This is a genomic window from Herbaspirillum sp. NPDC101396 (assembly GCF_044767365.1).
In the GTDB taxonomy this organism is placed as follows: Bacteria; Pseudomonadota; Gammaproteobacteria; order Burkholderiales; family Burkholderiaceae_D; genus Herbaspirillum.
Genome location: NZ_JBIWNT010000004.1, coordinates 66042 through 79480, shown reverse-complemented (window position 1 = coordinate 79480; position 13439 = coordinate 66042). Strand labels below are relative to the sequence as shown.

Sequence of the window (13439 nt, the reverse complement as noted above, 5' to 3'; positions counted from 1 at the left end):
TTTACGCCAACTTCCCGGTGTATTTCTCCAACAGCGCCCAAGGTTCGTCACCGAACTTCTTGTGCCACTCGGCATAAAAACCTGCACTGCGCAGCTTGGCGCGGAAGGCTTCGTTGTCGGTGTCGTTGAAGGCCAGACCCTTGCCCTTCATTTCGGTCGCCAGGGAATCGTTCAGCGCCTTGACGTCGGCGCGTTGCTTGATGCCGGCTTCATTGACGTTGCGTGTGACGATTTCCTGCAGGTCCTTCGGCAGACGCTCGAACGATTTCTTGTTGGCCAGGAACCAGAAACCATCCCACATGTGGTTGGTCATGGAGCAGTACTTCTGCACTTCGTACAGCTTGGCGGTCGAGATGATCGCCATCGGGTTTTCCTGGCCTTCGACGATCTTGGTCTGCAGCGCGGAATACACTTCGGCGAAGTTGATGCTGGCCGGCGCCGCATCGAAGGCGCGGAACATCGATGTCCACAGCGGGCTCGGCGGCACGCGCAGCTTCATGCCCTTGAGGTCTTCCGGCTTGTTGATCGCGCGAGTGCTGTTGGTGATCTGGCGGTAGCCGTTGTCCCAGATCTTTTCAAATGCAAAGACGGTGGACTTGGCCTCGATCTGCTTGCGCACGTGCGCGCCCAACTCGCCGTCGAGTGCGGCCCACACCTGGTTGTAATCCTTGAAGGCAAAGCCGACGCCGCTGATCTGTGCAGCCGGCACCAGCGTGCCGAGAATCAGCGGGGACAGTGTAAAGAAGTCGACCGCGCCCGAGCGTACCTGGCCCAGCGTGTCGGTGTCATTGCCGAGCTGGTTGTTCGGATAGACCTGGAAGTCGATGCGGCCCTTGGACTCGGTCGCGATCTTGGCGGCCATTTCCTTGGCGCGCAGATTCATCGGATGCGTGGCCGGCAGGTTGTTGGCGTACTTCAGCGTGAATTCAGCGGCGGCAAATGCCTGGGTCGACATCATGCCGGTGGCGGCAGCGGCCGAAGCGACGGAAACAGTCTTCAAAAAACGACGGCGAGTGATGCTGGCAGTTGGGTTACCCATCTGTTTGTCTCCTGATTTTAGTTTTGGTTAATTTATGTTGCCGATACTAGTAACGACTAATTCAGCACTGCTTATGCGTTCTAGAGCAATTTGGATGCCAAGTCGCGAAAGTGTTTCCACGGACCTGGGCTTCCCTCCCTGAAGTCGGCATTGCAAGCACATTCTCTTCGATAAACGCCTGATTCGACAAGGGATGTGAGGGCCAATCAGGTGTTTATTTTGATGCGACACCTGTCGCATTGCCTGAACACTTGATTGACACCTGTATGCGGTTCCCATCCCGGTTTCATCCTGCAGTGCAGCAAATTCATCACTGCGCGCAACGTGCTATGTTTACCGCCATCACGGCCTGCCGACGCCGCCCGTACGGGCGCTGCCGCCATAACAACAAGCAACGCGGCAATGCTGCACCGGCCTGGAAAATTCGTGGCATCGTTTTTGCATATTGCTGTTCCAACACACTCTTTTCAGGAATCCACATGACTGCACCTTCCCCTTGCATCACCGGCTGGAATCACTCCCAATTCGGCAAGCTCGACGGCATCGATCCGGAAGCGCTGATCGGCCAGGTCGCCAAGGCGGCCATCGAACACGCCGGCCTGACGCCGGAAGACATCGGCTCGATCCACATCGGCACCTTCAACGGCGGCTTCCTGTATCAGGACTTCCCGTCCTCGCTGGTGTTCAATACCTTGCCCGCGCTGCGCTTCAAGCCTGCCGTGCGCGTTGAGAACGCCTGCGCCACCGGTTCGGCGGCGATCCACTCGGGCATGCAATCGATCCTGTCCGGCCAGGCCAAGCACGCGCTGGTGATCGGCTTTGAAAAAATGACCGAACTGGCCACGCCGCAAGTCGGCGAAGTGCTGCTCAAGTGCTGCTACGCCAAGGAAGAAGCCGGCATCCCGGGCGGCTTCGCCGGCGTGTTCGGCAAGATCGCGCAAGCCTACTTTGATCGCTACGGCGATCAGTCGGATGCGCTGGCCGCCATTGCCGCCAAGAATCACAAGAACGGCATGAGCAATCCCTACGCCCACATGCGCAAGGATTTCGGCTTCGACTTCTGCCGCAACGTCTCGGAAAAGAATCCCTTCGTCGCCGGCCCGTTGAAGCGCACAGATTGCTCGCTGATCTCCGACGGCGCCGCCGCGCTGGTGCTGAGCGCCGCCGACGTGGCCAAGACCATGCAGCGCGCCGTGACCTTCCGCGCCGCCGTGCACGTCAATGATTTCCTGCCGCTGTCGCGCCGCGACCCGACCCGTTTCGAAGCCGGCACGCTGGCATGGCAGCAGGCATTGAAACAAGCCGACCTCAAATTGCTCGACCTGTCGTTGGTGGAAACCCACGACTGCTTCACCATCGCCGAGTTGCTTGAGTATGAAGCCATGGGCCTGGCCGAGCCGGGCCAGGGCGCACGCGCCATCCTCGACGGCGTCACCGCCAAGAACGGCCGCCTGCCGATCAATCCTTCCGGCGGCCTGAAGTCCAAGGGCCATCCGGTCGGCGCCACCGGCGTGTCGATGCACGTGATGGCGGCGATGCAGGCCAGCCATGACGCCGGCGACATGCAGATCCCGAACGCGCGCTATGCCGGCGTGTTCAACATGGGCGGTGCTGCAGTGGCGAATTACGTGAGCATTCTGGAACGCGTGCATTGATAGTTTTTCCGTGGTCCCGGCATTGCCCGGGACCGCGGCAGCAGCAACTGAAGTAAAGACCCACATAAAAAATACACACGAGCGAGACGATGTTAACCAAAGTAATGAACCTGGGGCGCCTGCTATCCGACGTCGCCCGCCGCTTCCCCGACGAGCCCGGCCTGATCTTCGGCGACGGCACCGCGGACGGCAAAGGCGACAAGATCGCCACCTGGAAACAGATCAACGACCGCGTCGACACCCTCGCCCATGCGCTGCAAAAGCTGGGCGTGAGCAAGGGCGACAAAATGCTGGTCCACTCCCGCAACAACCTGCAGATTTTTGAAAGCGCCTGGGCGGCATTCAAGCTGGGCATGGTCTGGGTCCCGACCAACGTGCGCATCACGCCGCCGGAAGCTGCCTATCTCGGCCAGTCCAGCGGCGCCAGCGTCATGCTGTACGACCGCGGCTTCGCCAACTATGTCGACGCCGTCAAGGAAATCTCCCCCGCGCTGAAACACGTCATCGCGCTGCAAGACCCGCGCGCCGGCGAACTTGATTTCGAAACACTCGCCACTGCGGCCGGTGCGCATCAGCCTTTCGATGAAGTGGAAGTCGATTACGAAGATCCGCTGTGGTTCTTCTACACCTCCGGCACCACCGGCCACCCGAAAGCCGGCATGTTGTCGCACGGCCAGATGGCTTTCGTCGTGACCAACCACCTGGCCGACTTGCTGCCGGGCCTGACCCATCAGTCGCGCTCGCTGGTGGTGGCGCCGCTGTCGCACGGTGCCGGCATCCACGCAGTCGTCAACACGGCGCGCGGCGCCGCCAGCATCCTGCTGTCAACCGAGCGCCTGGTGCCGGAAGAAGCCTGGCAACTGGTGCAGCGCCACCGCGTCGACAACATGTTCACCGTGCCGACCATCGTCAAGATCCTGACCGAAGACGAATCGGTCGATCGCTACGACCATAGCTCGCTCAAGCACGTCATCTACGCCGGCGCACCGATGTACCGCGCCGACCAAGTGTACGCATTGAAGAAGCTCGGCAAGGTGCTGGTGCAGTACTACGGCCTCGGCGAAGTGACCGGCAACATCACCTTCCTGCCGCAGTACATGCACGAAGCGGACGACGCCCATCCGAAAGCGCGCGTCGGCTCCTGCGGCATGCCGCGCACCGGCATGGAAATCGCCATCCTCGACGACAGCTGCAAGAAACTGAAGTCGTTTGAAACCGGTGAGATCTGCGTGCGCGGCCCGGCCGTGTTCATGGGCTATCACAACAATCCGGACGCCAACGCCAAGGCCTTCAAGGGCGACTGGTTCCACACCGGCGACCTCGGCCACGTGGACGAAGACGGTTTCCTCTACATCACCGGCCGCTCGTCCGACATGTACATCTCGGGCGGCTCCAACGTCTATCCGCGCGAGATCGAAGAAGCGCTGCTGACGCATCCCTCGGTGTCCGAAGTCGCCGTGCTCGGCGTGCCGGATCCGAAATGGGGCGAAAGCGGCATCGCCGTCATCGTCGCCAAGTCCGGCCAGCAGGCCGACGGCGACGCGCTGTTGTCGCATCTGGAGAGTCGCATCGCCAAATACAAATGGCCGCGCCGCTTCGTGTTCTGGGAGACCATGCCGAAATCCGGTTATGGAAAGATCGTCAAGAAGCAGATCAAAAGTCTGCTCGAGGAGAAAGGTGACTATCGCTTATGAAAATTTCCAACAAGTCCGCCGAAGGCCATCCGGGATTTGTCGAGGTACGCAAGTTTCTTCACGCCGGCCAGCAGAGCTACCCGCGCACGCTGGACCTGGAAGCCAATCCGGCGGAAGAACTGCGCATCACGCTGCAGCCCGGCACCAAAGTCGGCGCCGCCTTGCGTGAGGTGCTGCAACGCTACGGCCAGCGCGGAGGCGTCGGCCGCATGTGCGGCGGCACCGCGCGCAAGCTGCACTATCACCGCATCGAAAACACGCGCGACGCCAACCGTCCATATGACTACGGCCCGCCGCATGTGCTGGAAGGCGTGATCACCTTCGTCACCGGCGCAATCACGGTTGGCCAGAACCAGGAAGGAAAAGTATTATTGCATTGCCACGCCGGTTTCCTTGACGGCGATGGTTCGATACACGGCGGGCATTTATTGCTCGACACGGTGGAAGTGGGCGACGATCCGCTCATCATCCGCCTGTGCTTGTTTTCCCAGGGCGCTTTCGTCGTCAACAGCGATGAAGAGACGCTATTCAGTCTATTGCATCCGACACCCATGGAATCATGATGACGACATCAACACTTATAAGAAACACAGAGACACACACCAACGACAACGACATTCAGGTAGAGGAAGGCACACTGGGAAAACTGGTGATGGCGCGCCTCAAACCGAACCAGGACCTCACTGAAAGCGTGGAAGCGCTGTGCCGCCAATACGGCATGCAGACCGCCATCGTGCGCGGCGCGATCGGCAGCCTGATCGATGCGCACCTGGAGTACGCGACGCCTACGGGGTCGCGCGAAATGGAGATCAATGGACCTGGGGTTGAGATTCTCAACGTCTTTGGCGAGATCGGCTTCAACGGCGGCAAGCCGCATGTCCATCCTTTGCAGGGGGTGGTGGCGGATGTGGATGGGAAGATTTTTGCGGGGCGCTTTGTGCGGGGGGCGAATCTGTCGTTCATCACGATTGAGATTACCTTGCAGGAGTGGATTCCCAAGCAGGCGCAGCAGGTTTTGCACGCTTGATTTTTGGTTGCTTGGTTGATGAAGGCGGCTCTCTTTTGGGGCCGCTTTTTTGTTTGCCTGCTTCCTGCTTAGGTAAGTTGGATTTTTCTTTCTCCGGACAACCAAGCCGGGGGTAGCCCGGCAGCTACTCACTTTCTTTGCTTCGCCAAAGAAAGTAAGCAAAGAAAGGCGACCGCAAGTTCGTAGCCCCCTTCGGGGGTTCCCGGCGTCGTCAGGCACAAATCGGGAGGGGAAACAAACTCGCTGCGCTCAGACAAGTTTCCCCTCTTTATCCGATTTGCACCTGCCGCCACCGGCTGCTCGCAAGCGGGAATTCGAGACTGGCTCGCTGCGCATCGCCAGGGGACTGAGGTGGAGTGGGGAGTCGTCGTTCTTCGCTACCGTCGGAAGGAAGATGTAGTTGACCACGACTAAAGGTGAAAATCACGATGCCGAAGGCGAGCCCCCCCCCCCCAAGGCAATGCGAAGCGAGCCGGAAAAAGAATTCCGCTTATGAGTCGCCGTTGGTGACGTGCTCAAATCGGATAGAGAAGGGAAACTTGTCTGAGCGCAGCGAGTTTGTTTCCCTTCCCGATTTGAGTGCGGCGCCAACGGGTACCCCGAAGGGGCGGCGAATCGCGGTCGCCTTTCTTTGCTTACTTTCTTTGGCGAAGCAAAGAAAGTAAGCGGCTGCCGGGCCGCCCCCGGCGAGGGTTGATCGAAGAAAGAACAATGAAGCTACAAACAAACGGAAAGTCGGAACAGCTTACGAACCCACCAAAGCCGCATCCAACAACTCAATCCAATGCTTCACCGGCGTATCAGTCCCCGACTGCAAATGCGTCAGACACCCGATATTCCCGGAAACAATCATGTCCGGCTGAGTCGCCTGCAAATTATTCAGCTTGTTGTCCCGCAAACGATAAGACAGCTCCGGCTGCAACACCGAATACGTCCCCGCCGACCCGCAGCAAAGATGACTGTCCGCACACAGCTTGACGTCAACACCGGCACTGCCAAGAATCTGCTCCACCTTGCCGCGAATCTTCTGCCCGTGCTGCAAAGTGCACGGCGGATGATAGGCAACGCGCGCATTGAGCTTATCCTTGATTTTTCCCTTGAGCTTGCCCGCTAGTTCGGCTTCGAAGTCCGGCAGAATCTCGCTGATATCACGTGTGAGTTGCGCAATCCGATGCGCCTTGGCGGCATAGGCAGCGTCGTGCTGCAGCAGATGGCCATATTCCTTGACGGTGGCACCGCAGCCGGAAGCATTCATCACGATCGCCTCGACCGTGAAGCCGGCTGAGCCGTCCACATACGGCCACCACGCATCGATGTTGCGACGCATATCATTGAGCCCGCCATCCTGATCGTTCAGGTGATAACGAATCGCGCCACAGCAACCAGCCTTGGGCGGCACGATCAGCTCGACGCCCAGCGCATCCAGCACGCGTGCAGTCGAACTGTTGATGTTGGGCGACATGGCCGGCTGTACGCAACCGTCGAGCATCAACATCTTGCGCGCATGCGTGCGCGTCGGCCACTGGCCCGCGTCTTGTTTGACCGGCACCTTGTTCTGCAATTTTTGCGGCAACAGCGGACGGACCAGTTGGCCGGCCTTCATCGCCGGATTGAACAGCCACTTGTTCGGCAGCAGCGTCTTGAGCGTGGTGCGCACGATGCGCTGACCGAGCGGGCGCGGCACCTGGTCCTCGACCACCTTGCGGCCGATATCGACCAGACGGCCGTATTGCACGCCGGATGGGCAAGTCGATTCGCAGTTGCGGCAGGTCAGGCAACGATCCAGATGCGATTGCGTGGCAGCGGTGGCCTGCTTGCCTTCGAGCACCTGCTTGATCAGGTAGATGCGGCCGCGCGGACCGTCGAGCTCGTCGCCCAGCAATTGATAGGTGGGGCAGGTCGCCGTGCAGAATCCGCAATGCACGCAGGAGCGCAGGATGGCGTCGGCTTCCTTGCCTTCGGGAGTGTCGCGGATGAAATCGGCCAGGTTGGTTTGCATAGTTTAAAACTCGCTGTACATGCGACCGGGATTGAAGATGCCGGATGGGTCGAAGGAGGCTTTCAGGTTGCGATGGATCTTGGCGACCGCAGGCGCGAGCGGCTGGAACACGCCGACGCTCTTGTCGCCGCCGCGATACAGGCTGGCGTGGCCGCCGGCTGCGGTTGCGGCGGCACGGATGGCGGCGACACCGTCATCGCCGCGATACCAGCGCTGGGCGCCACCCCATTCGATCAGCTGCGCGCCATTGAGCGCCAGCGGCTGCGTCACCGACGGCAGGGAAATCCGCCACAACGGCGCATCCACGTCAGCGAAGAACACATGGTTCTGCTCGCGCAGGTCACGCCAGAAATCCTCGCCGTTGGTCAACTCAGACCCGCCGAGCTTCGTCTCTGCAGCAGAGACAGCGGCTTGTGCGCCCGACAAACGAATCGTCAGCACGCCGTTGACCCAGGCGCTGGCCGACAGCGGCAGGGGCTGGCCGCCCCATTCGTTGAGCAGGCGGATGGCATTGGCCTGGTCGACTTCAAACACGCGCGTGCTGGTGGCGAAGGCCTGCGGCAATACCTTGATCGACGCCTGCAGGATCAACCCGAGCGTACCGAGCGAACCGGTCAGCAGGCGAGAGACGTCATAGCCGGCGACATTCTTCATGACCTGTCCGCCGAAATGCAGGACCTGCCCTTGCGCATCCATCAGATCGGCGCCGAGGATGAAGTCGCGCACCGATCCGCTCCATTGCCGGCCCGGTCCGGACAAACCCGCAGCGACCATGCCGCCGACGGTGGAGACGCCGCCGAAGCGCGGCGGCTCGAAAGCCAGCACCTGATTGTTGGCCGCCAATGCGGCATCGATCTCCGACAGCGGCGTGCCGCAACGGGCGGTGATCACCAGCTCGGTCGGCTCGTAGTCGATGATGCCGCTGTAAGGACGCGTGTCGAGCACCTCGCCGCGCGGTTCCTGGCCGTACCAGTCCTTGGTGCCGCCGCCGCGGATTTGCAGCGGCGCGCCGCCGGACGTAGCCGCGACGATGTGCTCCTTGAATGCTTGCAGTGTCTGTTCCATGCGTTAAAACCTTGGCAAATCGGGAAATTTGATGGCGCCGCGCTGCACGTGCATCTTGCCGTACTCGGCGCAGCGATGCAGCGACGGAATGGCCTTGTCAGGGTTGAGCAGGAAGGCCGTGTCGAAGGCGCGCTTGACCTTGAAGAAGGCTTCGCGCTCTTCCGGCGAATACTGCACGCACATGGAGTTGATCTTCTCGATGCCGACGCCGTGCTCGCCGGTGATGGTGCCGCCGACTTCGACGCACAACTCGAGGATCTCGGCGCCGAACAATTCGGCACGGTGGAATTCGTCCGCCAGGTTGGCGTCGAACAGGATCAGCGGATGCAAATTGCCGTCGCCGGCATGGAACACGTTGGCGCAGCGCAGGCCGTACTTGCCTTCCATTTTGGCGATGCCGAGCAGGACTTCGGCCAGCCGTTTGCGCGGGATGGTGCCGTCCATGCAGTAATAATCGGGCGAGATGCGCCCGGCCGCCGGGAAAGCGTTCTTGCGGCCCGACCAGAAGCGCAGGCGTTCGGCTTCGGACTGCGATACGGCAATCGCGGTGGCGCCGCTGGCGTTGAGCACTTCGCTCATGCGGCCGATCTCTTCTTCCACTTCTTCGCTGGTGCCGTCGGATTCGCACAGCAGGATCGCTTCGGCGTCGACGTCGTAGCCGGCCTTGACGAACGGCTCGACCATGCGCGAACTGGTCTTGTCCATCATCTCCAGCCCGGCCGGGATGATGCCGGCGGCGATGACGTTGGCGACGGCGTTGCCGCCCTTCACCACGTCGTCGAACGAAGCCATGATCACGCGCGCCTGCTGCGGCTTGGGCACCAGCTTGACGGTGACTTCGGTGACGATGCCGAGCATGCCTTCGGAGCCGATGAACACCGCCAGCAAGTCGAGGCCGGGCGCATCGAGGCCGGCATTGCCGAGCTCGACGACGTCGCCTTCGATGGTGACCACGCGCACGCGCAACACGTTGTGCACGGTCAGGCCGTATTTGAGGCAATGCACGCCGCCGGAGTTTTCGGCGACGTTGCCACCGATGGTGCAGGCAATCTGCGACGACGGATCGGGCGCGTAGTAGAGACCGTAAGGCGCGGCCGCTTCCGAGATCGCCAGGTTGCGCACGCCGGGCTGGACCACGGCGGTTCGCGAGTACTTGTCCATGCTGACGATCTTGTTGAACTTGGCGGTCGACACCACCACGCCGTCGGCGATCGGCATCGCGCCACCGGACAAACCAGTGCCGGCGCCGCGCGGGACGATCTGCACTTTCAGCTCGTTGCAGGTCTTGAGGATGGCGACGACCTGCGCTTCGTTTTCGGGCAAAACCACGACCATCGGCAACTGGCGGTAAGCGGCCAGGCCGTCGCACTCGTACGGGCGGGTGTCTTCCTCGTCGAACAGCACGCAATGGGGCGGCACCACCGCTTTCAATGCGGCAACCACCTCGCGCTGGCGGGTGGGAGAAAATAAGGGGGCGACTGGGGCGTTCATGCGTGACCTCGTTTGGCTTTGGGCTGGGACGCGGCGATGACGATTGAATTGTTTTCCGGCTTATGGTGCCGGTTTTGAAGTACCTGTCTCGCTATTGTCTTCGCAATGCCTGAAGTGTAGCGAATTTCAGCCTGGGAAAGCGAAAAGCGTGGTCAGGGCGCACTGAAAAGAATTCACGTCGCGCTGTGAATAACTTTCAGGGACTCGAACCTGTTGAGGCGCGAAGCAGGCGCCTCAGATGTTTTTGAAAGCGTTCTGCAGCCAGTCGATGAAGGCATCGACCTCCGGCCGGTCGCGGATCTGCTTTTCGTAGACCACGTAATAGGCGTGCGGCGGCGTGCGCAGGCGCACGTCGAAGAGTTCGACGATTTCGCCGCGTGCCAGCAGTTCTTCGGCGAAATGCTGGCGCGTGAGGCCGACGCCGTAGCCGTGGCGTACCGACTCCAGCAGCAGGCCGAGGTCATCGACGCGCAGGCCGGTCGACGGCTCCGGCCAGTCCTTGAGGCCGGCGGCTTCGAACCACGGTTGCCAGGGTTCCAGCGCCGAGCGCAGCAGGATCGCGTGCTGCAGATCCTGCGGTCCCTTCAGCGGCGGAATGGTTTTCAGGTAAGCCGGGCTGGCGACGGCAAAGGCCGGCTCTTCGAACAATTTTTCAGTGACGAAGTTGGGATAGTTGCCGGCGCCGAAACGGATTTCGACATCGCTCTCCGACAGGCTCAGGTCGTACAGCGGCACCGACAGGTACATCTCGACGGTGATGTCGGGATAACGCTGCGTGAACTCGGCGATGCGCGGCACCAGCAAATGACGCGCGAAGGTCGGCGGCAGCATGATCTTGACCTTGGGCTGCACCGTGGCGTTGCGATGCGGCATCGGAAAATCGGTCAGCGTGCGCAGCGCCGAGCGCACCACATCGAGATAGCGGCGACCAAATTCGGACAGGCCGATCGAGCGACCATCGCGAAAGAACAGGCGCTCGCCGACAAACTCTTCCAGCAAACGAATACGGTGCGACAGCGCCGACGGCGTGATGCAGAGTTCTTCCGCCGCCACGGCGAATGAATTGTGACGCGCCGCCGCTTCAAACGCGGACAGGGCATGGACGGGAGGAAGGCGTGTTGCCATGTCTTGTTCTACCTGCTGTTGTTGCGGGACGGCCGCCATGCGGCGCGTCCCGGGGTGCTGCCTGCTATTGGAGGTAATGCAACCGAATGACTGTCAAATGACTACCAGCGTACGATCTTGCCCGGATTCATGATGTTCTTCGGATCGAGCGCATGCTTGATCGCGCGCATCACGTCGATGGCGCCGGCGCCGTGTTCCTGCACCAGAAAATCCATCTTGTGCAAGCCGACACCGTGCTCGCCGGTGCAGGTGCCGTCCATCTCGATGGCGCGCGCGACCATGCGTTCGTTGACACCTTCGGCACGGGCGATGTCGGCCGGATCATTGGGATCGACCATCATCTGCACGTGGAAATTGCCGTCGCCGACGTGGCCGATGATGGCGTGGATCAGGCCGTTGGCTTCGCAGTCGGCCTTGGTTTCCAGCACGCATTCGGCCAGGCGCGAAATCGGCACGCAGCAGTCGGTGGAAATCGCGCGTCCGCCAGGGCGCATCTGCAGCAGTGCAAAATAGGCGTTGTGACGTGCGGTCCACAACCGCGTGCGGTCTTCCGGACGCGTGGCCCATTCGAAGCCCAGCGCGTTGTTGTCGTTGGCCAGTTCCTGCACGACTTCTGCCTGTTCCTTGACGCCGTTTTCGCTGCCGTGGAATTCAAACAGCAGCAGGGGATTTTCGGGCAAGGTCATCTTGTCATGGGCGTTGATGGCCTTGACGCCGTTTTCATCGAGCAGCTCGACGCGCGCCAGCGGCACGCCGACCTGGATCGCCTGGATCACGGTGTTGACCGCATCGGCCACGCTCGGGAACGAACAGATCGCCGCCGATACTGCCTCAGGCTGAGGATACAGGCGCACGGTGACCTCGGTGATGATGCCCAGCGTGCCTTCACTGCCGACGTAGACGCGGGTCAGGTCGTAGCCGGCGGAAGATTTCTTGGCGCGCGTGCCGGTCTTGATGATGTTGCCGTCGGCGGTGACCACGGTCAGCGCCAGGGTGTTTTCGCGCATGGTGCCGTAACGCACGGCGTTGGTGCCGGAAGCGCGAGTCGAGGCCATGCCGCCGATGGAGGCGTCGGCGCCCGGATCAATCGGGAAGAACAGGCCGCTGTCCTTGATTTCCAGATTGAGCTGCTTGCGCGTGACGCCGGCCTGCACGGTGGCGGTCAGGTCTTCGCCGTTGACCGCCAGCACCTGGCTCATCTGCGACAAATCGATCGTGATGCCGCCTTGCAGCGCCAGCACGTGGCCTTCGAGGGAAGTGCCGGTGCCGTAGGGAATGACGGGAATACGATGTTCGCTGCAGGCCTTGATGATGGCGGCGACTTCTTCCGTGGTGTGGGCGAACGCCACGGCATCGGGCAGCATCGGATCGTAGGACGACTCATCGCGGCCGTGATGCTCGCGCATCGCCTGCGTGGTCGAAAAGCGATTGCCAAGGAGTGTCTGCAAGCTTGTGAGCAACGCTTCGGGAACGGGCTTGCGCAGTTTCTGCGCATCAACGATATGGTTCATTGTCTGTCTCTCTGTCTGTTGGAATAGTGACGCCAGGGAATATTCCTGCATGCCGGAAAAGCACTGAAACTGCCATGCAGCGGCCTGCCCTGTCGTCAAAACCTCTGTGGGATTTTACTCTCTTGCCGCAGACATATTTTATATTTGTCTGACAACTTGAGCTCTGAACGCTCATTTTTTAGCTATGCTTGGCTTTTGATTTGCAGTGCACAGAGAATAGAGAACAGGGAACAACATGGGCAATCGACTTTCCAAAATCGCAACGCGCACCGGCGACGACGGCAGCACCGGACTCGGCGACGGCAGCCGCATCGCCAAGGACGCGCCGCGCATCCATGCGCTGGGCGAGGTGGACGAACTCAATTCCCAGCTCGGCCTGCTGCTGTGCGAAGACCTGCCGGCCGGTGTACGCGCGGAATTGCTGGCGATCCAGCACGACCTGTTCGACCTTGGCGGCGAGCTGTGCATTCCCGGTTACAGTGTGATCGCCGACGCCCAGGTGGCGCAGCTCGACGCGCTGCTGGAAAAGCACAACGCCGATTTGCCTCCGCTCAAGGAATTCATCCTGCCCGGCGGCTCGCGCGCGGCGGCGCAGATGCATGTCTGCCGCACCGTCTGCCGCCGCGCCGAACGCGCCGTGGTGACGCTGGCGCAATCGGAAGGCGCCGCGGTCAATCCGCAGCCGCGCCAATACCTGAACCGGCTGTCGGACCTGTGCTTCGTGCTGGCGCGCGTGCTCAATCGCCATGCCGGCGGCGGCGATGTACTGTGGCACAAGGACAGGAATAAAAATTAGAACAAGGAAACCTGAAGACGTAAAAAAAGCGGCCTGA

The 13439-nt window shown here is 61.0% G+C and carries 11 protein-coding genes; 5 read left to right on the top strand and 6 right to left on the bottom strand.

What is annotated here, in order from left to right; genetic code table 11:
• Nucleotide 1: 1 nt before the first annotated feature.
• A complete protein-coding gene (locus ACIROY_RS14210; RefSeq protein ID WP_402278199.1) occupies nucleotides 2–1039 on the bottom strand; it encodes a TRAP transporter substrate-binding protein in 1038 nt (345 codons plus the stop codon).
• 479 nt (nucleotides 1040–1518) lie between these two features.
• On the opposite strand from ACIROY_RS14210, the gene ACIROY_RS14205 reads away from it, so the two are divergent.
• The 4 genes from ACIROY_RS14205 to ACIROY_RS14190 all read left to right on the top strand — a co-directional run bounded on the left by ACIROY_RS14205 (nucleotide 1519) and on the right by ACIROY_RS14190 (nucleotide 5415).
• Nucleotides 1519–2694 (top strand): acetyl-CoA acetyltransferase, encoded by a 1176-nt coding sequence (locus tag ACIROY_RS14205; protein WP_402278201.1) that lies wholly within the window; start codon nucleotides 1519–1521, stop codon nucleotides 2692–2694.
• Between the two features lie 89 nt (nucleotides 2695–2783).
• A complete protein-coding gene (locus tag ACIROY_RS14200) occupies nucleotides 2784–4388 on the top strand; it encodes an acyl-CoA synthetase (RefSeq protein WP_402342084.1) in 1605 nt (534 codons plus the stop codon).
• On the top strand, nucleotides 4385–4951 hold the full coding sequence (locus ACIROY_RS14195; protein ID WP_402278205.1) for a PCC domain-containing protein: 567 nt from the start codon (nucleotides 4385–4387) through the stop codon (nucleotides 4949–4951). Before ACIROY_RS14200 ends, ACIROY_RS14195 begins: the two co-directional genes overlap by 4 nt.
• Nucleotides 4951–5415 (top strand): PPC domain-containing DNA-binding protein, encoded by a 465-nt coding sequence (locus ACIROY_RS14190; RefSeq protein WP_402342082.1) that lies wholly within the window; start codon nucleotides 4951–4953, stop codon nucleotides 5413–5415. The genes ACIROY_RS14195 and ACIROY_RS14190 overlap by 1 nt, the downstream gene beginning before the upstream one ends.
• 745 nt (nucleotides 5416–6160) lie before the next feature.
• On the opposite strand, the gene glcF is transcribed toward ACIROY_RS14190, so the two are convergent.
• The 5 genes from glcF to ACIROY_RS14165 all read right to left on the bottom strand — a co-directional run bounded on the left by glcF (nucleotide 6161) and on the right by ACIROY_RS14165 (nucleotide 12606).
• A complete protein-coding gene (glcF, locus tag ACIROY_RS14185; RefSeq protein WP_402342080.1) occupies nucleotides 6161–7414 on the bottom strand; it encodes a glycolate oxidase subunit GlcF in 1254 nt (417 codons plus the stop codon).
• A gap of 3 nt (nucleotides 7415–7417) precedes the next feature.
• Nucleotides 7418–8479 (bottom strand): glycolate oxidase subunit GlcE, encoded by a 1062-nt coding sequence (gene glcE, locus ACIROY_RS14180; RefSeq protein ID WP_402342078.1) that lies wholly within the window; start codon nucleotides 8477–8479, stop codon nucleotides 7418–7420.
• Nucleotides 8480–8482: 3 nt separating this feature from the next.
• Nucleotides 8483–9970, bottom strand: a complete 1488-nt coding sequence (locus ACIROY_RS14175) for an FAD-linked oxidase C-terminal domain-containing protein (protein ID WP_402342076.1) — start codon at nucleotides 9968–9970, stop codon at nucleotides 8483–8485.
• Nucleotides 9971–10204: 234 nt separating this feature from the next.
• The gene (locus ACIROY_RS14170) at nucleotides 10205–11095 is read right to left on the bottom strand and encodes a LysR substrate-binding domain-containing protein (protein WP_116434745.1); all 891 of its coding nucleotides are present in this window, start codon (nucleotides 11093–11095) and stop codon (nucleotides 10205–10207) included.
• A gap of 101 nt (nucleotides 11096–11196) precedes the next feature.
• Nucleotides 11197–12606, bottom strand: coding sequence for an FAD-binding oxidoreductase (locus ACIROY_RS14165; protein WP_402342074.1), 1410 nt, complete (start codon nucleotides 12604–12606; stop codon nucleotides 11197–11199).
• A 235-nt stretch (nucleotides 12607–12841) separates the two neighbouring features.
• On the opposite strand from ACIROY_RS14165, the gene ACIROY_RS14160 reads away from it, so the two are divergent.
• Complete coding sequence (locus ACIROY_RS14160; protein ID WP_402342073.1) at nucleotides 12842–13402, top strand: cob(I)yrinic acid a,c-diamide adenosyltransferase; 561 nt, start codon at nucleotides 12842–12844, stop codon at nucleotides 13400–13402.
• Nucleotides 13403–13439 lie beyond the last annotated feature (37 nt).